The sequence below is a fragment of the Paenibacillus peoriae KCTC 3763 genome, from assembly GCF_000236805.1.
GTDB classification, from domain to species: Bacteria; Bacillota; Bacilli; order Paenibacillales; family Paenibacillaceae; genus Paenibacillus; species Paenibacillus peoriae.
In genome coordinates, this window is sequence record NZ_AGFX01000031.1 from 92186 (window position 1) to 118616 (window position 26431).

The following is a 26431-nucleotide window of genomic DNA, read 5'->3' on the forward strand; positions in this document are numbered from 1 at the left end:
ATATTTCTTTGCAGTGGAGTACACATATACGTTAAACTAAGTTGGAAAGATAAATTTTAAATGATTTTTCTAAAATGAAAAGGTATGCAACCCGAGAAGGAGATGAGGATTTTATGAGCTTAAAACCTTACAAAAGAAGTAGAGTTGCCATTGTCGGCATGGGAGCAGTCGGCACAACGACCGGCTATACCCTGCTGCTGCGCCAACGCATGTCAGAACTTGTCTTTATTGATGTCAACGTCAAAAAGGCGAAGGGGGAAATGCTCGATATGAATCATGGGCTTCCTTTTCTCGGCGGCGTCAAAGTATGGGCCGGTGATTATGAAGATTGCCGTGATGCGGACATCATTATCGTTACAGCAGGTGCTTCGCAAAAACCGGGAGAAACGCGTATCGACCTGCTCAAGCGTAATGCCGAAATTTTTGAAAGCATCATTGATAATATCGTTAAGGTGAACACACACGGCATATTGCTGATTGCAACCAATCCGGTAGACATTCTCTCCTACATCTCCTGGAAACGCAGCGGTTGGCCTTCAAGTAGAGTCATCGGCTCAGGTACGCTATTGGATAGTGCGCGCTTCCGCTATTTGATCGGTAAGCAAAAAGGCATAGATCCGCGCAGTATCCATGCTCATATTATTGGTGAACATGGTGACTCCGAGCTGCCTGTATGGAGCACGGCCAACGTTGCAGGGACTCCACTGGAGCTGAACGAAGACACGAAAAATGAAATTTTCGAAAGCACCAAAAATGCAGCTTATGAAATTATAGATGCCAAAGGCGCAACTTCTTACGCCATCGGGCTGGCTCTGGATCGGATCGTAGCCGCTATTCTCGGCGACGAAGGGTCTGTACTTAATGTGTCCACCTTGCTGGAAAATTATAACGGAGTATCTGACGTATATTTGGGTGTCCCAAGTATCGTGGATCACAACGGGGTACGCGAAATTTTGGATCTTCCGCTCAATGATGAGGAACGGGCAAGACTGCTTCAATCAGCGGACAAGTTAAAAGATCAAATCAGTAAAGTGCATCTGTAATTCAGGCAAAATAAATGCTAAACAAAAACTGGCCTCCACAGCGGTAACATCCGCCCGAGAGGCCAGTTTTTTGATCATTTTATATAAGAGTCCAGCTTGTTTCACATATGATAGTCGAATTACCAAGGCGGAGTATCGCCATCAGCAGCCTCAGTTTCTTGCCGGCGTTTCTCTTTCAGCCGCTCAGCCACCGTTTCAAACGATTCCGGTTGAAGCAGCTCAATCGGTGAAAAACCCTTTTCAAAGGTGAATGCATCACCTTCAATGATAAGCGCATATCTGTCATGCAGCTTCGTAATATGCAGCTTGGCCCCAAAGTCGGACAGCAGCCCGCGCACAGCCGTATCATCCAGCTTGAAGCGAATTTCAATTTCCGGTTTCAGCTCTACAATGTGCTGTGCAGCCTCTACGACCTGCAGAGGTTCCCATTTCCCTTGCAAATCACGCTTTTCACTGGCCGCCCAAAGCTCCAGTTCACGCTCTTCCTGCTGTCTTTCCTCATTAGAAGCATCTGGCCATTTGGTTTCTACATAGTTCTGAACGAAACCCATGACATGCTCATTGACGATTTCCGGCATGGATTGCTCATAGGTCACAAATTTCAGAAAATCCTCAAAATAACGGGCATGGGAAGATTGGTGAATCTTAAGCTCCCATTCATCGTTCATGCCTTCCTCCAGCATGTAAGGATACATAATGGATTTCATATTACGTGCTGAAATGGCCATTTCAACTTCACTAACCAGACTGCTTTCCGTTATCCGGGCAATTTTGGGTTCAAAGTCGCATTTAAGCACAAAAATAAACGGATCGTCCGAGTGTGTATTTAAGGTAGCCTGTACAATGATCAACGCTCCACCGCGTACCGCGCTTGTATCCAGATACATTCGCACCAGATCATCGCATGCATTTTTAAACTCTTCCTTCTCCTCTGCTGCTCGCAGCCGTGCGAACATATTGAAATTCGGATTGCTGCTCAGATCATGCTCCGGCTCGACGATAAAACGGCCAATTTTGGTCGGGGCCTGCTCAGTGCTTGGGTTTTTCTCGACCTTGCGTTTGCTGATACGGGCAAATTCCCCGTCCAGAAATTTTTTAACATCGCTTTCGTCATAATCATAGTCATCCATCGTAGCGTAATGCTTGTAGGACTTGCCGCCTTGCCCTTCCTTTCCGTCTACCTGAATTACAAAAAAAGATAAAAAGTCCACTTGAAAGTTCATTTACGTTCCATACGCTCCTTTTCAGGCATGTACGCGTAATTATATCACTATGAATTTAAAAGGTACATCCGATTCAAATCCTCATCGTTAAGATCTACATATAAGTTTACATAATATTTATTATGAAAACTAAAATGCAAATTTAAAATAACTACAATTTTAATACAATTTTTGTCATTTATTCAATTGCACCTTATTAGCCTCTTTAAGTACAGTTCGACCTCTTTAAGTGCAGATCATGAAATCAATTTTTATACATCTAGCTCTCCCAAACGAACCATGATCAGTTGTGATCTGTTATCGGCCGCTTCCATTTTCATGGATCATCAGGTTTGAATCGGCTATCTGATTGAATTATCATTAAATGATGATAACATTGTATAAATGGGCGCTTATATCATATCCAGCGCTGTTTTCAGCACGTTCGCTCCATTCATCATTCCATAATCCATCATATTAATTACGGTAACTGGAATCTCGTTGCCGACTTCTTTCTTCACATCATCTTCGGCGTGTCCCATTTGGGGGCCCAACATGACAATATCAACCGGCAAATGTTCTCTTATACTACTCTCACTACAAGCTTCGATTACAACTTCCACATTCTGCGCACGAGCCGCCTCTTTCATTTTTTCTACCAGCATACTGGTAGAAAATCCTCCTGCACAAGCCAGTAATATCTTTTTCATCTTAGTTCACTCTTCCTTTCAATTGGTCTGCAAGTTCGATTCTCATTTTAATTTCCTCTACCATTTCGATAGCCAGCTCACGTACAGTCAAGGCATTCATGAGATGATCCTGTGCATGAATTAGCAGGAGAGAAACTTCGTTTTTTTTCCCTCGACTTTCAGCCTGAATCAAGTCTGTTTGAACTTTATGTGCTTTAGTAAGCTGTTCTTTGGCCTGCATCAACATCTCTTCTGCAACCTGTATATTGTTATCACGTGCAACTCGTATAGCTTTTAAGCTCAAGCTTCTTGCCTCTCCGCTGCTTGCAATTAATTGCATAATGGTTTGTTCGTAATCCATTTCTCGTCAACTCCTATGTCATATGGTCTAGTTCATAGACTATTTTTACAAGTCTGTTTTTATTATTTGTACCTGTCTCTTGAGCTACAATGTTATGGATTGAATTTTGTTTTATGGAATATTTCATTCCTAACGGTAAGCTCACATTCATCTCATATTTTCCTTCACATTGCTTTTTCCACTCAAGAGAAACCTTGCCAACTAATGTATCGATAGCTCCATGTGCAAAGTCCAATTCATTAGGAAAGTAAGGTTGAATCATGACGTGATCATCTTGCTCAGAGGTATTAATTCCAATAAGATTACGTATCATCCAGCTACTATACGATGCAAACATCGCATGATTAAATGATGCGTTTGCATGTAACGGATTCGAAATCTGCACCGGAAAATATTCACTAAGCACTTTGTTGCCTCTCAAAAGCATTGCTCGATAACTCGGCATTTCATCTCGAGTTAACCACTGATATACATGCTGTTCTTCACCTAATTGAGACAAGATTTCAAATGCCCATGACATGCCAAAAATCCCGAATTTAAATATCCACGAGTCTTGTTCAAGTTTTTTCAGCAAATTCTCTTCAACAAGAGATTGAATTTCACCCTCAAGTAATCCTGCTTGAATGCCAAACATAAAACTGGATTGCGAGCCAGTGGAAAAGTAACCCTTGTGAGTATAAAATTCATCCATAATACATGCTTTGACAGATTCTATTCTTTCCAGAAGCACATCGTACATTGAACCGGATTTCCCAAGTGATACAAACAATTTTTGATATTGTCTTAGAATAATCAAATACATGCATGCAGAACAAAAGGTCTGGTCCGGCGTATAAATCTTTCCATTCTGTATCGATGTATCTACTGATCCCCAATCGCCAAGACAGCAGTGCTTGATATAGTCGTAATCAAAACTCAATAGATAATCCAGATGTTTCACCAAATATAGTATGTTATTTTCTATAAAGCCTACATCCTTGTACTTATTGCAGATCGCATGTGCTATAGAAGGAAAAACCAATTGCCAGCCTATCGAGCCTGAGCCATTGGAAGGTCCATGAGTCATGATGCCGACATAAGGAGCAGTTTGTGTAATACCTCCTTGCATCGTCTGATCAGCAGCAAAATCTAAAAACACTTTTTTGAGCAGGTTTTCTGTATCAAGAGTAAGCATCTGCGTATCCAGAAGTGCTACAATATCTCCGCCATATCCCAATCGCTCTCTTGAGCAATCCTCGAAATAGGAATGAATGTTGTTCAACCTGGTGTCTATACTCGCATCCCACAAAGCATTCAGTTCTGTGCTGGATGAGAAAAAGGTTGATAATTTTTGCAAATCCGTATGAACGCGATAAGAAGTGAAATTTTCCAAAATACAATTATTTTTTTCACCTGAAGTAACCTGATCTACATGTTTAAACTCCACTTTAATATAACGAAAAGAATGGTACGTATAGGTATTTTCAAAATACAACGGTTCCGGTCTGGTTTTTGTTATTTTGTCCTTTTGAATGACAGGGTCCTCTGGATGAATATGATTCTGCTTATCTGACATCCCATAAAGACCACTAATACTTGTTGAAAAGTTTAATTCGTGATTACTCCCCATATCCTCCGCATAATAAAGAGTAATCTCTCCTATAAATTCTTTTTTGATATGAAAACCAACTTGACCAGAAATGATTTCTCCCAAATCCATAATGATATAAGATTCGGTTGTTTTAATCATTTTAGGGCGAATTTCTTTTTTCCTTTTCACTTTGGGAATCAAACTCGAAGTCAGCTTTCCACTGGGGCCATGCACCTTGGTAGTCATTGCTAATTCATGAGATGTGGCATCCGTAAAGTGCTCTCCAATGTAAATATTATTCGACAAATATTGACCGAAGCCAGATACCCAAGTATTATCTGTATTGATCATTTTCGTGCTTCCATCCGGCATATATAAGCTAATTTGAGCCAATAGGCACGGTTTTCCTATCGCCAGCTGTTTACGTATATTGTATCTATTAAGTAGTAGAATCGGGGCGGGATTATACCAACCATTTCCCAATTCAACTCTTACCTTGTTCTTGCCTGTGTGAACATAATTACTGATATCCATCGTGTCATAGTATACAATTTTGTCGTAATTAGTAACATCATTCGTCAAATAAGTATCATGCACCCTTGCCCCATTGATAAATAACGAATAATACCCAAGGCCGCAAATATCAATAAAAGACTTTTTAAGATCACTTGTTACAACAAATTCTTTATCTAAAACAATATTAGCCTTTTCTTGAAAGTACTCATATTCTTTTTCAATCGGATTGTCCAATCTGGTTATCCACTCCGCACCCTCAAAATTCAGATTTTCAGAATAAAAAACACTTTCCAACTCATACTGCTCTTCATTTTGATCCGTTATTTTAATTTGCAGAACGAATTTCTTCCTAACACTTGATCTGAATGCTGATGGAATAGTAACAAAAGTTCTTTTGCTGAAACTAGACCTATTTTCCAGCTTAAGGACGATTTCATCTTCACACATCATTTTCAGACTATAGCTTTTCTGACAGAAATCAAAGCTGCTCCAATCCAATAAAATCTCTTTTTCCAAATCCACCGACAAGGCAGTAGTCAAACCATTGATTTTAATACTACTAATAGTATTCAACGTATAACAGCTCTCTTTCCATTGGTTTTTCTGCTTATGTTCGGTGTTGCATAATAATGCTAAATGCTATCATTTTTTTACTTGCCTATTTCATAATAAGCTTGAATAAATATGTTTCATTGACGAAATCATCAAATAATATTACTATGTTAGCGCTAACAATTATTATTTTATCAAAAATATTGGTTTTTTTAATGACTTGTTTTGACTGAATGACTAACCTTTTTTTACATCGGAGGAATGCTTTATGAACAAAAAAGAGGTATATCATTTTTTAAAAAGGCTCACACCTCGAGAGCTATATTTCAAAGAATCAATGATTGATAAAATAGAAGACAACTCCAACCAGTTTGATATTTACAGAACCTTTAACGGAGAAAACGTTTATAGATATACTTTTGAGAAGCATCTTGGTAATTTCATAGAAAAAGACCCCCAAATTTCTAAAAATCTCAAAAACTCTCCCCTCTTAATATGCAAACACAATCGTTTCTCCTACACTCCTCTGCACTCACACGATTTTATTGAATTGAATTATGTATACACAGGAAGTGTCCAAATAAACATAAATGGACAAACAGTTACGCTCTGTAAGGGAGATTTATGTATACTGGATACCGATGTAATTCACCAAATTTTAAATACTACAGAGAATGATATTCTCGTCAATATACTTATGAAAAAAGAATATTTCACAACTAATATGCTAAGCAGATTGGCTTCTAACAGTATCATCTCCCAATTTATTGTAAATTCTATTTCCGAAGCTCAAAATTATGATCAGTATATTATTTTTAATACTCAAGAGAGTGAACAGCTCTTTGATGCAGTCAATGGCTTAATAGCCTGCTACTTTGACAAGTCCTTTTACTCAACCGACGTAATTAATGCCTACATGATTATTATATTTTCGGAGTTGTTAAAGTCTTACAAAAAAGAAAAGTCAATGGAATTAAGAAAAGCTAATCATTATTATATAGGAGATGTTTTACAGTTTATCGAGGAACATTATGGTGATTGCAGTCTTAGCGATATTGCTGCTAAATTTTCCTTCAATACAAGTTATTTAAGCAGATATATTAAGAGCAGTACCGGAAAATCCTTTGTTGCAATTGTTCAAGAAATACGCCTTAACCATGCCTGCGCATTACTTAAAAACTCAAACTTTTCGATTGAGTATATAAGTCAGCAAGTAGGCTATAATAACGTCACCTTTTTTTACCAGAAATTTAAAGAAACATACCAATTGACCCCCAATGAGTTTCGCAAACTGCACATCACATAAAACTTGAAGTCATACAACGATAAAAAAGCCCGCCTTACAAGATTGCAGTGATCGCTTGTGTCTTACCAAGCTGCTTCATCACATATACGCAATCCTCAAGAAAGGCGGGCCCTACCGGTTAATATTCTTACTCGCTTAATGCTTGCTTACAATTAATTCTCCGGAAGCAATATCTCTTTGATATTTTTCCAAAAATTTCCACATTAATTCTGCTTCCGGTTTGTAATTCCAATGAGCCAAATCCTTAATTGCAGTCAATTGCATAACAACCACACCTTGATCATTGGATAATGTGCCACTATACATATCCTTGTCACCTAGCTTTGACCATTTCTGATTATCCAATAGGACTCCATAATATTCGTTTGCATTCATATCATACGTTTTAGATACTTCTAACTTATTTATACGTTGATAAGCCTGAATGACTTCAAACATACTAACATTCGGGTCCTCTTCGAATTTACCTGGTTTACCATACTTACTGGAGCCGTCCACTGGAATCATTTGCAGGTAATCATGATCTCCGCACATATACATAAAAGGAACTGCTCCACCTTTATAGTTTTTTGAGATTTCAGTAATTTCCTTCTTATCCACACCAGGAGCAGAGACGGCCGCAGCAGCTGCAAAAATATTAGAATACTTCACTCCGTAAAGAGAAGTCTTAGAGCCACCAGCTGACAAACCTGTAACATAGGTTCTTGATGGATCAATTTGCGGGTACTTCTTTTGAAGATCCTTGACCAAGCTTGCTACTCCAGCGTCTCCCAGACCATCATTATGATTAAAGTTCTTACTCTTATCCTCCCATTCGGGAGAAACAACGATAAGCTTTTCTTTGGAAGCCAATTCTGTCCATCCACTAGTATCGCCTTGTATTCGCGGGTCATTGCCTGTTCCATGTAAGGTAACGATCAGAGGAACCGTTTTCTCTGGAAATGTTTTAATATTTGAAGGAACATATTCATACCACATATACTTGCCAGTCCCATTAACCGGTTGATCAATCATTTGATTATACGTAAGGTCCAAATCTTCAAATACTGGAATGCCTGTCAAAGTATATTCGCTCGTATAATCCTTAGGGTTTGAATTATAAAATTCTGTTACTTCATTGTGCATGCGGTAATTTTTTGAAAAAACCTGTTTCCATGCGTTTTGAAAAGCTTCTGACAAACTTTCATTTTGAGTACTGGCAATAACTTGTTTATATGCATTTTCTTTATTCACATAGGATTTTATCGTTTTATTAGGTGATGATTTTTCAATTGCGCTGTTTCCTTTAACATAGTACGAAAGCACCTTTTCAGAAGGATTGCTCAGGTAGGCAGGAATGGCCACACCTAAGCTCTTATTTTCGTCAATTGAACCCCCATATAACATAATGCCAGCTATACAATAACCTTTGTCTGACAAATAATTATTCACAAAAGTTGCACCTTCTCCAATTCCAATTACTTTGACATTTCGTACAATTCCATTTGAGACCAAATCTATAAACGCTTCAGCATCTTTTTCATCATACCCTGACTGATTAAGCGGATTAATGAAACGAATGGTAGATCCCCATTCATTTATATTATTCACGATACCCAAATTACTTATTAATTGCTTTGCTTCATCTAAGGTGAGATTACCAGCATAAACATAGTAGCTGGGCGAAAGAATATCCGAGCGCGAGCTTTCAAATCCATTTTGACTTGCATCATATTTGTAATAATGAGGTGCTGATCCTGATGAATTTACTTCTCTCAAGGGAATGGATATTGTTTGAGCAGTTGCTTTTTCATTTGCAAATGAGATAAACAAGAAAAGAGCTAAAAGCACTCCCAATAATTTCATCGCTAATCACCTTTCTATTCAAAATAATTTTTGAATGGACCTAGGTAGCCATTTACTTTAGTTCAATTTGATGAATTCAATTGTTCTTCTTCAAACACTTTTTTATCTGCCATTTTCACAAAAGGTAGCCAAATTAATGTTGTCATAGCCAACAAAACTAATTGCAGAATTGCTCCTCGAATACTACCGGTAACTAAGTAACCGCTAATAATTACAGGAGTTGTCCAAGGAATTTGTGCCAGACCGGTAGGTAAAGAAACTAATCCCGCTGAAAAAGCAAAATATGCGACAACCGTAGAAATTGCATTTGAGAAAATGAAAGGAAAAATATAACTAAAGTTAAGCACTAATGGAATTCCAAACAGAACCGGCTCACCCACATTAAACAAATATGGAGCCCCTCCAATTTTCCCCACTTGTTTATATTGTTTGCTTTTTGCCACTAACAAAATTGCAATTACTGCACCTATGACACCAATGCCAGCGAAATGGTTTCTAAAACTCATGCTTATAATATTGATGGGCAACTCTCCAGCAATTGAAGCCACCTTATTTTGATCTTCAAGTACCTGATGAATAGGGTCCATAACAGCTTGGATGATAGATGTTCCATGCAATCCAAAAAACCATAAAAACTGCTCGAAAATTTTAACAATAACTAGCCCAATTAAAGAGCCTCCTAAATAAGTTAGAGGTTTTCCCAATATATTGTTTACTAGATCAAGAACGTTAGTATTAAATAACAATTCAATACTTAACCTAATGCACAAAAAGAATGTAATAACAATAAAAGAAGGAATAGCTGATTCAAATGGTCCTGCTACTGCTGGCGGTACAGAGGGTGGCATTTTAATTTTGAAGCCCTTATCAGCCACTTTTTTATAAATAAGAGTACTGAATATACCAATGAGAATTGACAAAAACATGGATTTCGCACTTATTCTCGAAATGTCCAAATACATGACTCCATCTATTGTATTAAGTGGTGTAACTAATAAAAAGGATACAACTGCCGTAATTACGCATTGCAGCACATTTGTTTTTAATTTATCTGCAATGGATTTTGACATTGAAATTACAACAATTAACCCCCCTACAGCTAATGTTGCGTTATTTACATACAATAACTTTTCTTGCCATACACTTGCATCTGAAGTTCCCAACATTTTTGTTATAAAATCGGTCACTTGAGTAACTGGAAAATAAGCGATTATTAAAAATATTGAAGCGATAAATGTAAATGGCATATAAGCTAGCATAGCATCTCTAATTGCAGAAACATAAATATTTCCGTTAACTTTTTTGGCAAATGGGCCAACAACTTTTTGCAATTTATCAGTTAATGATTCCTTGGTTGTATTCATGATGCCTCCCCCTATATATCCTTTTTTTCTCCCGGAAATAAAACTTGATAGCGCTAACAATTTGATTGTAATAGCTATTTTACTTTATTTTAATGACTCCTTTTTACTCTTTTACTAACTATATTTTACCTCGCATAATATGGAGAACAGGGAACACTAGGAAGCTATCCTCTTCCACAAGGAGAACGATCAGGCACCAGTTTTACACACATATGTTAACATAATATTTATTATGTAAATCTAATTTCTTAGTTCTCATGATCATCATTGAATCGAATTGAAGAATTGGCCTTGACTTTTATGATTTCCTAATCGTATAGTATGGATATATCTTCAATTAAGGGAGAGATTTTGATGTCGGTGAGCGTTCTTAACTAAGCAATTGCATATTCAGGGAAGACCATCAGGCGCTTGTACCTTTCGGGGGCAGGTTTGTTTGTTGCTGTGCTTCTACCCTGATATTAGTTAAGAACATGCGGATATCATGAGTCGCCTTCGGGATTATTTTCATCTAGGCCTTATTCCGTGCTGTGTTCAGCGCGGTTTTTTTGTTTTCAGATTTGTAAAATTCCTTTATATACGTCTTCCATTCACCATGCCGAATAGCTTCCACATGTGCTGATACGTGGATGGTGGAAGACTATAAAATTGGAACTGCAAAGGCTGAATAACAGGTCTATTAGACGATAACTCCCCTCTTTCCTTGCGGGCGGAGAATGAACGATTTGTTCATTCTCCGCCCTTTTTTTCTTTTGCAGCAAGAATCCAAAAATTTTGATCTACAATTAAAGGAGAGATTTTAATGAAACAAGCTACAATGCAGCGCTTGGAATACGACCGGATCAAAACCAGCGTGTCCGAATGTGCCTTTTCTTACCTCGGTAAGCGTCATGCCGCTTCCATGCTTCCCATTACAGACATTCGTACCATCCGGATTCGCTTGAATGAAACCAACGAAGCCATGCAGTTAATACGCCACGGAGCAAGTGTTCCCATCCCCTCCCTGGAAGGAATGGAGCACATTCTTCATTTGCTGGGGACCGGATATTTGTTCAGCGAACACGATTTTGCACACCTGGCCCAGTTTATAAGAAGCTGCAGCCAATTCATAAAATACATGAACTCCAAGGCTGATGCCGCTCCAACCGTTAGTGCCTATGCTTCTTCCATGTACGGGATGGAGTCCCTTCTTTCTGAAATCGAGAAATGTATTTATGCAGGACGAGTAACGGATAACGCCAGTAAAGAGCTGGCTAAAATTCGCAAAAAAATAGCAGTCACTGAAGAACGCATTAAGCGGAAGCTCGATGCACTCACCAGCCGCCACCGATCCATCATGCAGGAAAATATGATTAGTCAGCGCGGAGGCCGTTATGTGCTTCCCATCAAAAAAGAATTTCGCAAGCAGGTGAAAGGCAGCGTATTGGATGAATCAGGAAGCGGACAAACGGTTTACGTTGAGCCTGCCGAAATTGTCAGTCTGCAATTTGATCAAAGTGCGAACATGGCGGAAGAATCAAAAGAAGAAATGAAAGTGCTGGGAGAACTGACAACACTCGCTGAGTCATACAACCGGGAGCTCAATATCAACACAGAGACGGTGGGTGTGCTTGATTTTTTATTAGCCAAAGCCAAATATGCTATGACCCTGGATGCTGTTCCTGTCGAGCTTAACCTGGACGGGATTATAGAGATCCGGGGCGCACGTCACCCGTTCATGGCGCATACCATGGTTCCGCTTGATTTCTCAATCGGTGAGGGCTATTCCTCGCTCATTATTACCGGACCGAATACAGGCGGCAAAACGATGGCCCTCAAAAGCGTTGGCCTGTTAACTTTAATGGTGCAATCCGGACTGCTGGTCCCTGTGTTGGAAGACAGCCGCATGGCTGTATTCGAGAAAATCGAGGTGGATATCGGTGACGGACAAAGTATAGAACATGCATTGAGTACCTTTTCAGCACATGTGCGCAACATGATCAGCATTTTGGAAACGGCGGGCAGCTCTACTTTGATTCTGATTGACGAAATGGCCTCCGGCACCGATCCAGGGGAAGGTGTGGGCCTGTCTATTGCCCTGCTGGAAGAGTTTCACCGCCGCAAGGCAACGGTAGTGGCTACAACACACTTCAGTGAAATCAAGCATTTTGCCGAACATACACCTGGATTTCAAAATGCCCGCATGGAGTTCGACACTGAAACGCTGCAGCCCTTATACCGTCTCCGAATCGGTGAGGCCGGGGAAAGCTACGCATACGCTATTGCTTTGAAGCTGGGGATGTGGAATCGTATTATTGAGCGTTCTCAGGCCATTTCCGCAGGCAGGACGTCTCAGAACACACAGAAATCGTCCGTTATTCCTCCTGTCTTTGATGATGAGGAAGCGGTTATAGCCCCTTCTGTCACCAAACAGGAGAAACCAAAACATCCTGTCCAAACCAGGCCATTTGCGCTTGGCGATAGTGTTTTTGTAGGCTACCTCAATCGGACTGGAATCGTATGTAAAACAGAGGATGAACGAGGGAATGTGGAGATTTTGATCCAAGGCCAAAAGCTGATCATTAACAAAAAGAGGCTCGCCCTTCATATTGCCGCTACTGAATTGTATCCTGACGACTATGATCTGGACATTGTTTTAGAAACCAAGGAAAACCGCAAAAAACGGAAGATTCTAGGCCGTAAACATGTACCGGGTCTGATTATTGAAACGCCTCCGGAAGATTAAGTACAAATACAAACGTATAGTCTCACTAAACAGAAGCTGTCCTAGGCGGGACGCAAAATGAAAATCTGCAAGCTGGATGCTGTAAACAGCAGCCCACTTGCAGATTTTACATTTTCTGCTTAAATTTATTATTTAAGATTATAAGAAAATTCAGGTTAACATAATAATTATTATGTTTCGCCCTGATCCTTTATTTTACATCTCTATATGATGTGACTTTTTGTAATTATAAACAGCGCCAAGCAAATTGGCTTCATTGCCTAACTTGCTTTGTTCAATATTGGCATGAACAAAATCAATTAGAGAATGCTCATAAAGCTTCTCTAATTCCTGCTTAATCGTAATGACGAGCAGCGGATTTGCAGAGATACCGCCACCAATAACAAACTTTTCAGGGTCAAGGATAGATTGAAGATTGATGATTTGGGTGGCTATATTCTGGCAATATGCTTGAAAAACAGATTGAACTATTGGATCTCCCTCTTCGAGGAGGGAGAATACCTTTTCACCTGTAATAGAGCCTTCAGGAAGCTGCTTCATTTTTGCGATAGTTTTGGTTAAGGTTACACTGCTTCCCTGGAAACCAAGCATATATTCATGGTTGTTCGTGAATTCATTGTTCGTTCGAATGAAAGAAAATTCCCCTGCAGATAGATGATGACCTTTCAGCAATTTCCCCTGAGAGATGATTCCGCCTCCCATCCCTGTTCCAATGACCAAGACAACACCATCGGAAATTCCCTGTAATGAGCCGCGCCATGCTTCCCCAAGTGCAGCACACTTTCCATCATTTTCAATCGATACGGGAAGGCCAAACGCCTCTTCAAAAACTTTAATCATATTGATGTCACGTATATAATCCAAGGAGCCACCATGCACCATATGACCACTTTCTGAGTTTACGACCCCCGGTATACTTATGGCTATACCTTCACTTTCATCTATAAACTGATGGTGTATTTGTTTCAAAGCGACTATAAGGCTTTCCAGTGAATCCCTGGGTGTTACCACTTTCCCCTTTGTTAAAAAACGATCCTCGAAATATAAACTAAACTTGATAAAAGAGCCTCCGATATCAAAAACGAGTATTTTATTTTTCATGTCCATTTCCTCCATAGAGTGATCTCGATGCCTGATTAACCGTTTTCAAAAATAATAATTACTTTTTTTGTAAAATCCATCCATCAGGGCTCAGAATCCACAGCGATGATAATTAGATTATAGACAAAATGCTCAATCACTTCTATAGCTTGTAATTAACTCTTCTCCCCTTTCACATTGTTTGCTTGTACAAACATTAAACGAAATATTATCTTCCTTCATTTCGCGATAAACCTGATTAAATAACGAAACATCAAGCATGCAGCTTAGGATATAAGCCCCTCTTCTGCTAGATAAGGTAAACCTTCACACCACCCATATAACTGAACAAAAGAATGGGTGAAATCACAAGAAAATCCTCGCTGTTTTTTGCAGTTATAACTTTACTTTAGTTGATGAAACGCGTTACAAGTCAAGCACTGCTTCAATACTTCGCATACCAGACTTTCATACAGGCCCTGTTCACGATAATTTTGCCATTGACATCAAATGAACATTCCAACCAGTTAGGTTTCATAATATATATTATGTTAACCTGCTGATTAACCCGCTTCATTTAGATAATACGGGGTAGCGCCAGAGTAGCTGTCATCAAGGGCAAAATAGATGTAATTATATAGGAAGTTTATTAATAACCTCGTTATATTCCTGCTGGGCATCGGTGATTGCAAGCTTTGAATAGAGTTCCAATGACTTTCGGCTTTCATGTCCGGAATACGGTTGTGTGAGCGCGTCATCGATGCCCTGCTTTTTGAGCCAAGTTAGCAGGAAATGTCGCAACTTATGTGGCGACAAGTTTTGAACAAGGCCAGCTTCCTCCGAATATTTGGACAAAATCTTTCGTATTCCCCGGTCCGTGTACTTCTTCTTCCACGATGATTCAAATAAATAGACCGTATGTTTTTTCTTCATCGCGTCAGCGTGCATAGCCAGCAGTTATTTAAATGACTGAGAGAATGGAACGATGCGATCCTTGCCGCTTTTTCCGTTATTGATGCGAACCTGGCAGTAATGAAAATCAATATCCGCCAGCCGAATATTGATTCCCTCCAATTGAAAGTTCCTATTACAGTGAGTATCGGAACAATACGATTGAAATCAGTGTATCGAAGCAACATATTTTAGACAATATGAGTCCCATAAGTCCCGATATTCCTTTTACAAAAATATATTCGGAACTTTTTTAAGAGGAATGGAGAGATTATCAGTCAATGTCGAATATTTCAATAATGAGAGCGGATTAACCTAACAGGCAGAATAGTTCAAGATCATTTGCGGTGAACCATACCATAAGTGACGGCAAAATTTTTAGTGTTTCAATCCACGCAACAAAACGAGTTCTCATACAACTCATAAACAGTGAGCAGCTGCTCCGCAAGGCCTTTCTCAGCGCTTTTAATCCATTTAATAAATGCCATGTGAAAAATTTCAACCGCAAATCGCGCAGCAAGCTCCGACAGATCGCTATCATATGTGGCAGATAACGAGTTTGTGATAGACGCAATGAGCACCTGCCCCTTCAACAGTTCCCGTTCCTGCAGATCAGGGTTGCTTTGAATAATTTGATTCCGCGCTAGCACCCTCTCCCGCGAGTCATCGAAAAACTCGGAAATCGACACAAAGCCTTCAACCGCAAGCTTCAGCGGTTTTTTCTCGACGTCAAAATTGTCCGTGATAAAAGCCGCGACCCCCTGCCCCAGCTCATTGTTCGTGTCAAAAAGCACGTCCGACTTGTCCTTGAACTGCCGGAAAAAGGTTCGCTCCGTCACACCCGCAAGACTCGCAATCTCCTGCACAGTCGTGTTTACATAGCCTTTTTCCATAAATAATTTGGTGGCCGCCGCCTGTAATTTTTCTTTGCTTTTCATTTTTATCATTCCTAATTATGTTATTAATGAAAAAAATAGAGAGGTCAGTTTCTGACATTTTTTCTTGACAATAAAAAACCCGCAGGTATACAATAATTTCAAATGTCAGTTTGTGACACTATTTTATCAAAAAGAAGGAGAATACACAATGAAAATCATAGTACTCGGCTCACTTGGCAATATTAATCGTTACTACCTTCCACGCCTCATCGCTGACGGACACGACGTCACGGTCATCACAAGCTCTAGTGATCGTATCGCCGACATCGAAGCGCTCGGTGCCAAATCAGCAGTCGGCTCAAACCGAGACGTCGACTTCCTTACCCGGGCTTTCGCAGGTAGCGACGTTGTTTATCTCATGATTTCAGGCATCAATCCAGCCTCCGGCATCGACATGTGGCAGAGCGCAATTGAGCTCTCTGAAAATTATAAGACCGCCGTGCAAAATTCGGGCGTGAAAAACGTCGTCAACCTCAGCTCAGTCGGCGCCGACAACCCTAACGCTGGCATCCTTTACAGCTATCATTTTGCAGAAGACGCGCTTAACTCGCTTGAAGGCGTGAACGTTGCTCATATTCGTCCTGTCGGCTTTTACAGCAATCTTTTTGCCGACATGCAAAGCCTCAAAACGATGCAAACCCTCTTTAGTCCAGTTTCGGCTAATATAGAGCACGGTTGGGTCAGCCCCATTGATATTGCGGACGTCGCTTACGCCCTGATTGATCACACCCCAGCGGGCAAAAGTGCGCAATTCGTCGTTAGCGACTGGGCCACAGGCAACGACTGGCTCAAGGCTCTTGCCGAGAATGGTATCGAAGCCAAATACCGACAAATCCCTGTCGAAGCCCTCATTGAAAATATGATAAAACTAGGCTTCCACGAAGACACCGCTAACCGCTTCGCCCAAATGAGCCGCGCTGGTGAGAGCCCCGATGAATTTTACGCCAGTCTCCGCGCCACCGACTACCACCTAGGCAAAGTCAAGCTCGTAGACTTCGCGAAAGTTTTAGCTGTTGCATATAAGGAGGAGAGACGATGAACGAAACACGTACGGATATTGAAAACAGAGTATTTTTAATTTCAGGGGGAACATCCGGAGTAGGAAAAGCCATCGCAACGGGACTAGCCAGACTTGGCGCCAAGGTCGTGATCATCAGCAGAAGTGCGGAGAGTGGACAAGCTGCACTAAAGGATATTTCGGAAGCCACAGGCAACAACAGGGGAGATTGGGTGGTGGCGGATCTTTCCCTACAGTCATCGATCCGGGAAGTCAGCGATGTGATCAAGCGGAAATACGATCAATTGCATGTGCTTGTTAATGCTTGTGGTGCAATCTATTTTAAGAAGGAACTGACGGCTGAGGGAATTGATCGTACGTTCGCGGTCAATGTGCTTAGCCATTATCTGCTGACTAACCGGCTGCTCGACATCCTCCAGGAAAGCGGGCCTGCACGCGTCATCACAGTGTCGGGTAACCCTAGATTTTTTAAGAATCCCGTCATTAACTTCGATGATATTCAAATGGAGCGCCAGTATAGCGGGATGAGTGCAGCCAACCAGTCGCTGTTCGCCAAGACGCTGTTTGCTTTCGAATTGGCAAAACGTTTGGAAGGAACGGGAGTGAACTCCAACGCTTTTTATCCGGGGTTTGTGAAATCCAATCTTTCGAGGAACACGCCTTGGTATTTAAGGGCCGCTGCACCTCTCATGAACGCATGGGTCAAAGCAGAATGCGAGATCGGGGTTTATCTGGCGTCTGCTAAAGAAATAGAGCGCGCAAATGGCGTGTTCTTCGATGATAAGAAGCAGATCGTACCGATTCACACCAAGTTTGATGATGGAGCGGGCAACAAACTGTGGAGCTTGTGCGAAGGGCTGACAAGTTACTAACCGAGCCGCTTGTCTAGCGATTGAGAATGCTTTTGAACACAATCATTTCATGCAAGAGATCGGATATGAACCAAAGGGCGAGAACGGAATAACGGGACAAAGATTTTTCCAAAAGGGTGGGGACAATCGGACTCATCATGTCCATATTTTTCAAGTTGGAAGCAATGAGATTGAACGACATCTTGCATTCCGGGATTATTTAAGAGAGCACCCAAAAGCGGTTCAAGAAACCACAAAGCAACTGAGTACCCCATATGATTATGCTAACGGGTACATCAGTTTAACAAGGCTACAGTTGGCACATTTTTACGATCGTTTCTCATGATTATTTGATCGGCACCTGAATATCCAACCTGTCCATCGCTTTTTCCTTCTCCCGGTCCGTGACATGCGTATATACGGTGGTTGTCTGGATGGATGAGTGCCCCAGCAGCTCCTGTACCGTACGCAGATCGGCCCCCTTACGCAAAAGCATCGTTGCAAACGTATGCCGCAGCTTATGGCTGGAGTAAGCCACCCGAGCCTGTGCACCTTTATCTTGCTGGAATCGCTCGAACGTTTCTGTAGCGATCTGCTGGATAGAGCGTACTGCCAGTCGGCGGCCTTTTTGCGACACGAACATCGCATCCTCCTTCCCTCTCCACGGCGTTAATCTTTCCGCCACTGCACGATCTAAAATATCACACACAGCCTCCGGCACTGGAAGAGTACGCCACTTGCGTCCTTTACCAAACACATCCAAAGTGCGTCGTTCCCGGCTGTAATCCGAGACATTCAAAGAGTGGACCTCCCCCACCCGCAATCCCATATATACCATGAGCAGAAAAATAGCCGTATTCCGATTAGCATATTTCCCTTCCACCGCGAGTAAAAATGGCCGTATTTCATTTTCATCCAGGTACACGGGCATACGATTTCTTACTGTCTTTGCTTTTTTAATTCCGGACGCCGGATTTGTGCTGCATAATTCAAACTCCTGCAGTGCTTTGAAAAAACTACTCACCGCTGCATGCTTCCGGTTTCGGGTGCTGTCCCCGGCTCCTCCCTCCCGAGCCTTAGACAGATACGACATAACATGAATCTTTTTCACTTGATCAAGTGGCTTATCCCGCAATGTGCATAAAAACTGCTTTACATCCCCCACATAGTTTTTTTGTGTATGTACTGTATAGCCCGCATCCTTCATCCAGATTAAAAAGGCTTCCAGCTCCTCAGCATACATTTCATCCGTTTCATCTATTGTGACCGCCCCCGTACGCCGCTGCTCTTTTCTCATTCCAATGACCTCCTCTACCATTCGTATTCGAAATATGCTGTAAAACGTTCACTTTCATCTGTTTTTTATCGACAATTCAATCGACAACCTTATTCAAGAAGACTATAGAAAGTCGTTTTAAATCTAAACTGCGTATAATTTATATTATACGCAGTTATTTCGGGTACTTTTTAAGTATAAAAAAGCTTGTTACCCTTGTCCAGCCTCGAATCCCAATTCGTTTTCGAAAAACAAAAAGAACCGCAACAATGCGGTTCTTTTATGCATTGGTCGATAAGAGTAAAAGAATAATTCTTGCGGGACACAATGGACTCATGTGTAGGGGCTCCTTTTAGGGATTCCATATTTTAATTGGTTCAGGCAGTGAATTGATATTCGAATAGGCGCTAATTACGTCTAATCCCCTGTGATCACCAGCATTAGGCAGCATATCTAAGAACCCATGGGGTGAGTAGCCGTTGCCACGACAAGGGTGATGAGAAAAAGCATTTTGCTGTCTTGCTCCGTTTTCCCTTGATCATCCAGCACGATATACTTAAAGAAGTCGAAAGCCAAGTTGATATACACCTATGCTCATTTCAAAGAAATAGGTTTATTTATGACAAAGGGAGTGTTCATTTATTTATGAGTACCGAAATGCTGGAACGTCGAAGTGAAATTCTAAAACGTAATATCCATCAGTTGCTGGTTCAGGAAAATCAACACGGCGTGACACGTCAGGAAAATTACACGTTGCACAAAATGATCAGAGAACTGCATCAAACCTCTCATGCTTTGAATACTTCCCGTTGAGATGCAAAACTGCTAAAACGCAAATGAAAAATAACCTTCATCCCACTTCTTAGTGGTGGAAGGTTATTTTTTGTGTTATCCCTTGGAGCGGCTCAGTAAATACAGGAAGTATGGCGCACCAATAATAGCAACGATCAGACCTGTAGGAATTTCTTTCTGCAAAGGTAAGGATCGAGTGATCGTATCGGCTACGAGCACCAGGAGTGCTCCGACTAAAGCACAGGTCACCAGCAGCATTTTATGCTTTGGCCCCACCAGCTTTCTCGCCAAATGCGGACCGACCAAGCCAACAAAACCGATACCACCGCTAACCGACACACTGGAGCTTGCCAGTCCTACTGCAGCAGCCAGAAGAAGGATACGTTCCCTTTCGATAGGTGTACCTAACCCTGATGCTGTCTGATCTCCTAGGTTCAGTACATTCATTACATTGGCTTTATAGTATGTGAAAGGAAGCAATACAATAAGCCAGGGCAACAGAGCCATGACGAATTTCCAGTTTGATCCCCATATGCTTCCAGCCAGCCAATTTGCCACAAACGTGTAGCTTTCAGGTGTCAGCTTTAGCGTCATAATGATCATCGCAGCACTGATACCTGCTGCTACACCAATTCCACTCAGCAATAGCCTTGTCGGGGAAATCCCTTCGCCCTTTTTATAGGAAAGTGCATAGATTAGAATGGCAGCCGCTCCTGATCCTATCAGCGCAAGTCCGGGCAGTAAAAACAATGAGTTCGTGGTTTGCATGGATGGGAACAGCAATACAAACAGCATCACCATTAGCCCGGCCCCCGCATTAATCCCCAGGATACCAGGGTCTGCCAGACCGTTGCGTGAAACACCCTGCATGATGCAGCCGGATACGGCCAAGCCTGCACCAATCAGAATGGAAATCACCATGCGCGGCAATCGGAATTCAAACAGGATCAATTCCTGTTGTGGAGTCCCTTGTCCAAATAAGGTTTTAAAAAGCTCCATTGGCGAAAGTCGAATCGTTCCCGTATTCGCGCTTATGGTAAATGCAGCAATGAGCAAAATGATTAAAATGATCACAACGATCCAATCATGGATTTTTTTGCGGTGACTTGCTTTGGCAATAACCCCACTCGTAACATTGTTCATCTTACAGCGCTCTCCTTTCTTTGCGTGCCAGATAAAGGAAGAACGGCACACCAATGAGGGCAATAAGCACGCCTACCGGTGTTTCCTCAGGTGCATTAATCATACGGGCCGCCAGATCGGCAAACACGATGAGCAAAGCTCCCATAATGGCCGAGCACGGTATAATCCAGCGATAATCGACGCCAACCAGCTTACGAGTGATATGAGGAATGATCAATCCCACGAAGCCTATAGAACCTACTAATGATACCGCCGCACCTGCGAGAATTAGAACAAGAAGCATTCCCACTACCTTTACCAGCCCTGTTCGCTGACCCAGACTCAGTGCGATTTCATCGCCCAAACTGAGCAGCGTAATAGAGCGCGACAACATGAGAGCGCCGATAAAGGCTACCACCACCCAGGGCAAGACAATACCCAGTTGAACCCATTTCGTTCCACTCAGTCCCCCTGCATACCAGAAGGCCAGATCCTGTCCAACATTAAAATACAAGCTGATCGCGTCACCCAAGGCAGACAATAATGCCGTCACAGCTGCACCTGCCAATACAAGTCGCACTGGTGTAATGCCGGTCTTGGATAAGGAGCTTGTACCATATACCATCACAACAGCCAAGGCTGCACCAACAAAGGAGTACAGCATCAACTGTAAAAAGGAAGCGCCGGGAAAAAGAGCAAAGCAAATCGCCATCGCCAAACTCGCTCCTGAATTCAGGCCAAGCAAGCCCGAGTCAGCAAGTGGATTGCGGGTCATGCCCTGCATAATTGCCCCTGCAACAGCAAAGCAGACTCCGATTAGCACACCACCCAAAATCCGAGGCAACCGGATTTCCCAAATAATTTGATGGTTTTGTATTGCAGGATTAAAATGAAAGACTGCGTTCCATACCTCAAACAGCCTAATCGAAGCTGCACCAAAGGATAAGGATAAAGCGATACCAAACGCTAAAAGGACTACCCCTGCTGTTAAAATAAGTGAAGCCGCCCATGGCCGCGAGTGGAATTGAGTTGGCGGCTGCTTATGACTACTCCGAGCAGGATTATCCGATGATTCTGATAATTTCATGACTATTGTTCACCCTAACTGTTGAATAGTATGTAGGTTACTCAAAACCTGCGCTGACGAAAATGTATGATAATGAGAATTATTATCACGCAATCTTTATTATTGTAAATTAATGCGTCAATAGCTTCAATAGCTAATTTCGACAATCTCGTATAGCTCTGCTATTGGGGAATAATTAAAGCCCTTCGGTATACATACCAAAGGGCTTCCAGCAAGAGCTGCTACTTCTGTGGAGCGTTCTCTTTATTCCGCTGCACAAGAAGATCTGCAATCTCTTCAGCTTGTCCCACAATAGCAATGGGATCAAAATACCAATACCGGTCCTCCTGAAGCTCAAAAACTCTGTCATTTCGAACGGCACTCAGTGACTTCCATATGCTGTCTCCCTTATATCCGGTGTTTTCCTTACTAACGGTTAGAAAAATATAAGAGCCTGCATACTTGTCAATTACCTCTCTCGAAACTGACTTCCATTGAGTTTCACCCATGAGTTCTTTTTGAACCAGCGGTGGTGGTGTTAACTCAAGACCTCTATAGATCGCCTGGCCTCCTCTGCCAAAATTGTCACCATATACATAGTATTCCTTGGGAGAGGCCTCCATAACAGTAAACGTATCCCCAGGCTGGATGATTCCCTTCAACTTGTCACGCGCCGCCTGCATCCGCTGATCATATTGGGCAAGCCATGTTTCGGCCTCTCGTTCTTTTCCAAGAAGCTCACCGAAAGCTGTCAGCTCCTCATGCACATTTTTGTACGTCCCATAAGGAATGACGATAGTTGGAGCAATTTTGCTGTATTTCTCATACTCGCCTACATCTTTGGAACCAATCAGGATCAAATCCGGCTCCAGAGCCAGGACTTTTTCAACGGACACGCTACCGCGGTCCCCAATACTTGCAATGTCTTGTACAAGCTCCTTCGAGAACGGGTTATCCAGATAATACTTTACACTTCCCACGGGTTTGATCCCGAGGGCCAATAAATCATTTTGATACATATCTACCACGATCCGTTTGGGCTGAACAGGAATCGTAATCTCTCCATGAATGGTTTTGACTGTCTTGGTTGCCGCTGGCTTCTGCCCGCCAGAAGCTTGATCCTGCTTTTCAGCAGCCGGGTTCATTTTGCCTGCACATGCGCTCAGAGCTACAACGAGTACAAGCAGTATTGCCAAACTCCAAATTTGCTTCTTCAAGAAATTCATCCCTCTCGCTTTGCTTTCAAAGACCTAATTACGTACCATACTGAGCTTGGTGCAGACGGCTATAAGCCCCCTTTGCGATCAGCAATTCTTCATGTCTCCCTTGCTCGACGATACCCTGATCTGCAACTACGATAATGCGGTCGGCATTTTTGATCGTTGCCAAACGATGGGCAATCACGAGCGTTGTGCGGCCTTCCGACAGCTCCGCCAGCGCCTGCTGAATCGCGGCCTCCGTCTCCGTATCCAATGCCGATGTTGCTTCATCCAAAATGAGAATTGGCGGATTTTTCAGAAACATCCGGGCAATAGACAAGCGTTGCTTTTGACCGCCAGACAGCTTCACGCCTCGTTCGCCAATCATCGTATCCAGCCCTTCCGGATATGAGCGAACCAGATCTTCAATCTGAGCCCGCCGGGCAGCATCCCAAATTTCGTCTTCTGAAGCATCAAGTTTGCCGTAAGCAATATTTTCACGAATCGTCCCATCAAAGAGGAATACATCCTGCTGTACGATACCAATCATGGATCGCAGCGAATCCAGCTTCATTTCACGGATATCCATGCCATCAATCGTAATGCTGCCTTCCTCGACATCATAGAAGCGAGGCAGCAAGCTGCAAAGTGTCGTTTTACCTGCCCCTGAAGGACCAACAAGTGCTACGGTTTCTCCTGCATGAATGGATAGGTCTACTTTGCGTAGTACCTTATCTTTGTTTTCATAGCCAAACGTTACACCCTCAAATTGAATATCTCCGTTAAGATGCTTAACCGTCTTGGCAGCCGGCAAATCCTCTACGTCAGATTCACTCTCCAGCAAATCCAGGTAACGTCGGAAGCCGGCAATCCCTTTGGGATATGTTTCAATGACGGAGTTAATTTGTTTGATTGGTGCGAGAAATACATTGGACAGCATTACAAATGCGATAAATTCCCCATAGGTCATCTGCCCCTCAATAACAAACCATGTTCCACATACAAGCACAAACAATGAGACCAGCTTCATCAGTATAAAACTGATCGAAGAATTCCATGCCATAATACGATAAGCGATCAGCTTTGTTTTACGAAACCGTCCGTTATTTTCAGCAAAACGTTTCATTTCATGTGCTTCGTTGGAGAAAGCCTGTACAACGCGGATACCGCTAACGTTGTTTTCAATCCGGGCGTTGTAATCCGCAATATCAGAAAACATACGATGGAAAGCAGCATTCATTTTGCGGCTAAAATACAAGGACAAGTAAATCATCAGCGGAACAATAATAAATGTCAGCACAGCCAGCCTCCAGTTAATGCTAAGCATGATACCGAAGGCCCCGCCCAGAGTCATCAGCGCGATGAACAAATCCTCGGGCCCGTGGTGGGCAATTTCTCCGATATCCATCAGATCGTTGGTCATACGGGAGACCAGATGCCCTGTTTTGTTATTGTCAAAAAAGCGAAAGGATTGCTTTTGCACCCGATCAAACAGCTTTTTGCGCATGTCTGACTCAATGTTAATTCCCAGCTTGTGCCCCCAATAGGTAACCACGTAATTCAGTCCGGCACTTACGACATAAATCCCAAGCAAAGCTAGACAGGCAAATAAAATCCATTTCCAGTTCCCGCTGGGCAGCAAATCATCGACCACCCGGTTAACCGCAAGGGGAAAAGCCAGTTCCAACAGCGCAGCCAGCAAGGCACAAGAGAAATCAATGATAAATAAAGTCCGATAAGGACGGTAGTATTCAAAAAATCGTCTTAGCATCGTTATGACATCTCCCTTCCTATTTCAATTGAATCGATCATTTAGGATCGACGGAAAACATTTTAATGGCTTCATCCAGCGATTGATCAATAGCAAGGGGTGAATATGTAAACCATGGATCAGCCTTGATGAAATACACTTTGTGGTTTTTGACAGCCAGCAGGTTTTTCCACAATGCACTTTGCTCAATTTCCTTAAGTATTCCGTCTTTAGTCGCTTCATCATAAACGAGCATAATAATCCGGTCTCCAGACAGTTCAGGCAGCTTTTCCATCGAAATAGAATCATAAACAAAGTTAAATTTCGGGTCCTGAGCCAGCTTCTGACGTATGTACTCGGGCGGGTTCAATTCCAGTGAACGGTAAATGACATGGCCTACATTTCGCGCCCCGTAAACTCTTAGCACATCCTTGCCATAGGTCATATAAATCGTAACGGATTCATCTTTCTTAAATTTCCCGGCTAGTTTCTTTCGACCTTCTTCGGCCTTTTTGTCGAGGTTAGCGATCCATTGCTCGGCTTCCTTGTCCTTACCCAGCACAGCTGCAACATCCTGCAATTGCTTGAATACATCCCCGTTTCCAAAAGAAACGACCACGGTTGGAGCAATCTTTTCCAACTGCTCCTTCACTTCCGGAGTGGTATCTTCTGTTGCAATGATCAGGTCCGGTTGGAGCTCAAGCACCTTTTCAACATTGGTCGGGTTCCCAATATCAGCAATCCCGTCAATCTTTCCTTTTAAATAGTCGCCTTCCAGCAAATAAGAAGTAGCTCCCACTGGCTTAACACCCAAAGTCAACATAGCATCCAAATATTGCGTCGTGACTACACGCTGCGGATTGACAGGAATACTGATCTTATTGCCAGTAGCATCTGTATACTCACGCGTAGCAACCGTTTTCGACTGCCCGGAAGAATCATTAGTACCCGTCTCTTTATTCGTCTGATTGTTGTTATCTGCGTTCCCGCATGCGCCTAACACCAACGTCAACAGTACAACCAGACAAAACGTGATTCCTAATTTTGATCTGTTATTTTGCTGCACGATAGTAAATCCCCCTTAAACATATATATCAAAATGATAGTGATTCTCATTATCATATAATTTTTATTTTATCTATTAACGAGTCTTCTTACAATACAAATTTTAGATGTAGCTTTATCCGATTTAGGGATACAAAGTGAACCGGAGCG

At 42.1% G+C, this 26431-nt stretch carries 23 protein-coding genes; 7 read left to right on the plus strand and 16 right to left on the minus strand.

The window, feature by feature from the left end; all coding sequences use genetic code 11:
* The first annotated feature begins 113 nt into the window (after positions 1 to 113).
* On the plus strand, positions 114 to 1043 hold the full coding sequence (locus tag KQI_RS0117745; protein ID WP_010348199.1) for an L-lactate dehydrogenase: 930 nt from the start codon (positions 114 to 116) through the stop codon (positions 1041 to 1043).
* Positions 1044 to 1162: 119 nt separating this feature from the next.
* Here the strand turns inward: KQI_RS0117745 and KQI_RS0117750 are convergent, their stop codons facing one another.
* The 4 genes from KQI_RS0117750 to KQI_RS0117765 all read right to left on the minus strand — a co-directional run bounded on the left by KQI_RS0117750 (position 1163) and on the right by KQI_RS0117765 (position 5954).
* On the minus strand, positions 1163 to 2266 hold the full coding sequence (locus KQI_RS0117750; RefSeq protein ID WP_010348200.1) for a DUF3900 domain-containing protein: 1104 nt from the start codon (positions 2264 to 2266) through the stop codon (positions 1163 to 1165).
* A 392-nt stretch (positions 2267 to 2658) separates the two neighbouring features.
* Positions 2659 to 2955 carry a PTS sugar transporter subunit IIB gene (locus KQI_RS0117755; RefSeq protein WP_010348201.1) on the minus strand — a complete coding sequence of 99 codons (297 nt, stop codon included), beginning with the start codon at positions 2953 to 2955 and terminating at the stop codon, positions 2659 to 2661.
* 1 nt (position 2956) lies between these two features.
* Positions 2957 to 3295 (minus strand): PTS lactose/cellobiose transporter subunit IIA, encoded by a 339-nt coding sequence (locus KQI_RS0117760; RefSeq protein WP_010348202.1) that lies wholly within the window; start codon positions 3293 to 3295, stop codon positions 2957 to 2959.
* 13 nt (positions 3296 to 3308) lie between these two features.
* A complete protein-coding gene (locus KQI_RS0117765) occupies positions 3309 to 5954 on the minus strand; it encodes a family 78 glycoside hydrolase catalytic domain (protein WP_010348203.1) in 2646 nt (881 codons plus the stop codon).
* Positions 5955 to 6201: 247 nt separating this feature from the next.
* On the opposite strand from KQI_RS0117765, the gene KQI_RS0117770 reads away from it, so the two are divergent.
* On the plus strand, positions 6202 to 7239 hold the full coding sequence (locus KQI_RS0117770; RefSeq protein WP_010348204.1) for an AraC family transcriptional regulator: 1038 nt from the start codon (positions 6202 to 6204) through the stop codon (positions 7237 to 7239).
* Positions 7240 to 7374: 135 nt separating this feature from the next.
* Here the strand turns inward: KQI_RS0117770 and KQI_RS0117775 are convergent, their stop codons facing one another.
* Positions 7375 to 9084, minus strand: coding sequence for an alpha/beta hydrolase family protein (locus tag KQI_RS0117775; RefSeq protein ID WP_010348205.1), 1710 nt, complete (start codon positions 9082 to 9084; stop codon positions 7375 to 7377).
* 62 nt (positions 9085 to 9146) lie between these two features.
* The gene (locus tag KQI_RS0117780; protein WP_010348206.1) at positions 9147 to 10448 is read right to left on the minus strand and encodes a PTS sugar transporter subunit IIC; all 1302 of its coding nucleotides are present in this window, start codon (positions 10446 to 10448) and stop codon (positions 9147 to 9149) included.
* A gap of 802 nt (positions 10449 to 11250) precedes the next feature.
* On the opposite strand from KQI_RS0117780, the gene KQI_RS0117785 reads away from it, so the two are divergent.
* Positions 11251 to 13173: an endonuclease MutS2 gene (locus KQI_RS0117785; protein ID WP_010348207.1), complete on the plus strand. Its 1923-nt coding sequence runs from the start codon at positions 11251 to 11253 to the stop codon at positions 13171 to 13173.
* 195 nt (positions 13174 to 13368) lie between these two features.
* Here the strand turns inward: KQI_RS0117785 and KQI_RS0117790 are convergent, their stop codons facing one another.
* The 3 genes from KQI_RS0117790 to KQI_RS0117800 form a co-directional block, all read right to left on the minus strand.
* On the minus strand, positions 13369 to 14274 hold the full coding sequence (locus KQI_RS0117790; protein ID WP_010348208.1) for an ROK family protein: 906 nt from the start codon (positions 14272 to 14274) through the stop codon (positions 13369 to 13371).
* 612 nt (positions 14275 to 14886) lie between these two features.
* On the minus strand, positions 14887 to 15201 hold the full coding sequence (locus KQI_RS27085; RefSeq protein ID WP_010348209.1) for a tyrosine-type recombinase/integrase: 315 nt from the start codon (positions 15199 to 15201) through the stop codon (positions 14887 to 14889).
* Positions 15202 to 15590: 389 nt separating this feature from the next.
* A complete protein-coding gene (locus KQI_RS0117800) occupies positions 15591 to 16142 on the minus strand; it encodes a TetR/AcrR family transcriptional regulator (protein WP_010348210.1) in 552 nt (183 codons plus the stop codon).
* Positions 16143 to 16290: 148 nt separating this feature from the next.
* Here KQI_RS0117800 and KQI_RS0117805 point away from each other — a divergent pair, with 148 nt between their 5' ends.
* The 3 genes from KQI_RS0117805 to KQI_RS29830 are packed head-to-tail and all read left to right on the plus strand — an operon-like array spanning position 16291 to position 18357.
* On the plus strand, positions 16291 to 17181 hold the full coding sequence (locus KQI_RS0117805; protein WP_010348211.1) for an NAD(P)H-binding protein: 891 nt from the start codon (positions 16291 to 16293) through the stop codon (positions 17179 to 17181).
* Entirely contained in the window at positions 17178 to 18032 is an 855-nt protein-coding gene (locus tag KQI_RS0117810) for an SDR family NAD(P)-dependent oxidoreductase (protein ID WP_010348213.1), read from the plus strand. Before KQI_RS0117805 ends, KQI_RS0117810 begins: the two co-directional genes overlap by 4 nt.
* Positions 18033 to 18051: 19 nt before the next feature.
* Positions 18052 to 18357: a GrpB family protein gene (locus KQI_RS29830; RefSeq protein ID WP_411830965.1), complete on the plus strand. Its 306-nt coding sequence runs from the start codon at positions 18052 to 18054 to the stop codon at positions 18355 to 18357.
* Here KQI_RS29830 and KQI_RS0117820 read toward each other — a convergent pair whose 3' ends face one another.
* The gene (locus KQI_RS0117820) at positions 18358 to 19308 is read right to left on the minus strand and encodes a tyrosine-type recombinase/integrase (protein WP_010348215.1); all 951 of its coding nucleotides are present in this window, start codon (positions 19306 to 19308) and stop codon (positions 18358 to 18360) included.
* Between the two features lie 432 nt (positions 19309 to 19740).
* The gene (locus tag KQI_RS29540) at positions 19741 to 19863 is read right to left on the minus strand and encodes a hypothetical protein (protein WP_277813527.1); all 123 of its coding nucleotides are present in this window, start codon (positions 19861 to 19863) and stop codon (positions 19741 to 19743) included.
* A 69-nt stretch (positions 19864 to 19932) separates the two neighbouring features.
* On the opposite strand from KQI_RS29540, the gene KQI_RS28870 reads away from it, so the two are divergent.
* A complete protein-coding gene (locus KQI_RS28870; RefSeq protein WP_007432475.1) occupies positions 19933 to 20100 on the plus strand; it encodes a hypothetical protein in 168 nt (55 codons plus the stop codon).
* Between the two features lie 75 nt (positions 20101 to 20175).
* Here the strand turns inward: KQI_RS28870 and KQI_RS0117835 are convergent, their stop codons facing one another.
* The 5 genes from KQI_RS0117835 to KQI_RS0117855 all read right to left on the minus strand — a co-directional run bounded on the left by KQI_RS0117835 (position 20176) and on the right by KQI_RS0117855 (position 26282).
* Positions 20176 to 21222, minus strand: a complete 1047-nt coding sequence (locus KQI_RS0117835; RefSeq protein WP_010348217.1) for a FecCD family ABC transporter permease — start codon at positions 21220 to 21222, stop codon at positions 20176 to 20178.
* A gap of 1 nt (position 21223) precedes the next feature.
* Positions 21224 to 22288 carry a FecCD family ABC transporter permease gene (locus KQI_RS0117840; protein WP_010348219.1) on the minus strand — a complete coding sequence of 355 codons (1065 nt, stop codon included), beginning with the start codon at positions 22286 to 22288 and terminating at the stop codon, positions 21224 to 21226.
* A gap of 221 nt (positions 22289 to 22509) precedes the next feature.
* Positions 22510 to 23484 carry an ABC transporter substrate-binding protein gene (locus tag KQI_RS0117845; RefSeq protein ID WP_010348220.1) on the minus strand — a complete coding sequence of 325 codons (975 nt, stop codon included), beginning with the start codon at positions 23482 to 23484 and terminating at the stop codon, positions 22510 to 22512.
* A gap of 37 nt (positions 23485 to 23521) precedes the next feature.
* Positions 23522 to 25237, minus strand: coding sequence for an ABC transporter ATP-binding protein (locus KQI_RS0117850; RefSeq protein ID WP_010348222.1), 1716 nt, complete (start codon positions 25235 to 25237; stop codon positions 23522 to 23524).
* A 37-nt stretch (positions 25238 to 25274) separates the two neighbouring features.
* Positions 25275 to 26282: an ABC transporter substrate-binding protein gene (locus KQI_RS0117855; protein ID WP_010348224.1), complete on the minus strand. Its 1008-nt coding sequence runs from the start codon at positions 26280 to 26282 to the stop codon at positions 25275 to 25277.
* Positions 26283 to 26431: the final 149 nt, after the last annotated feature.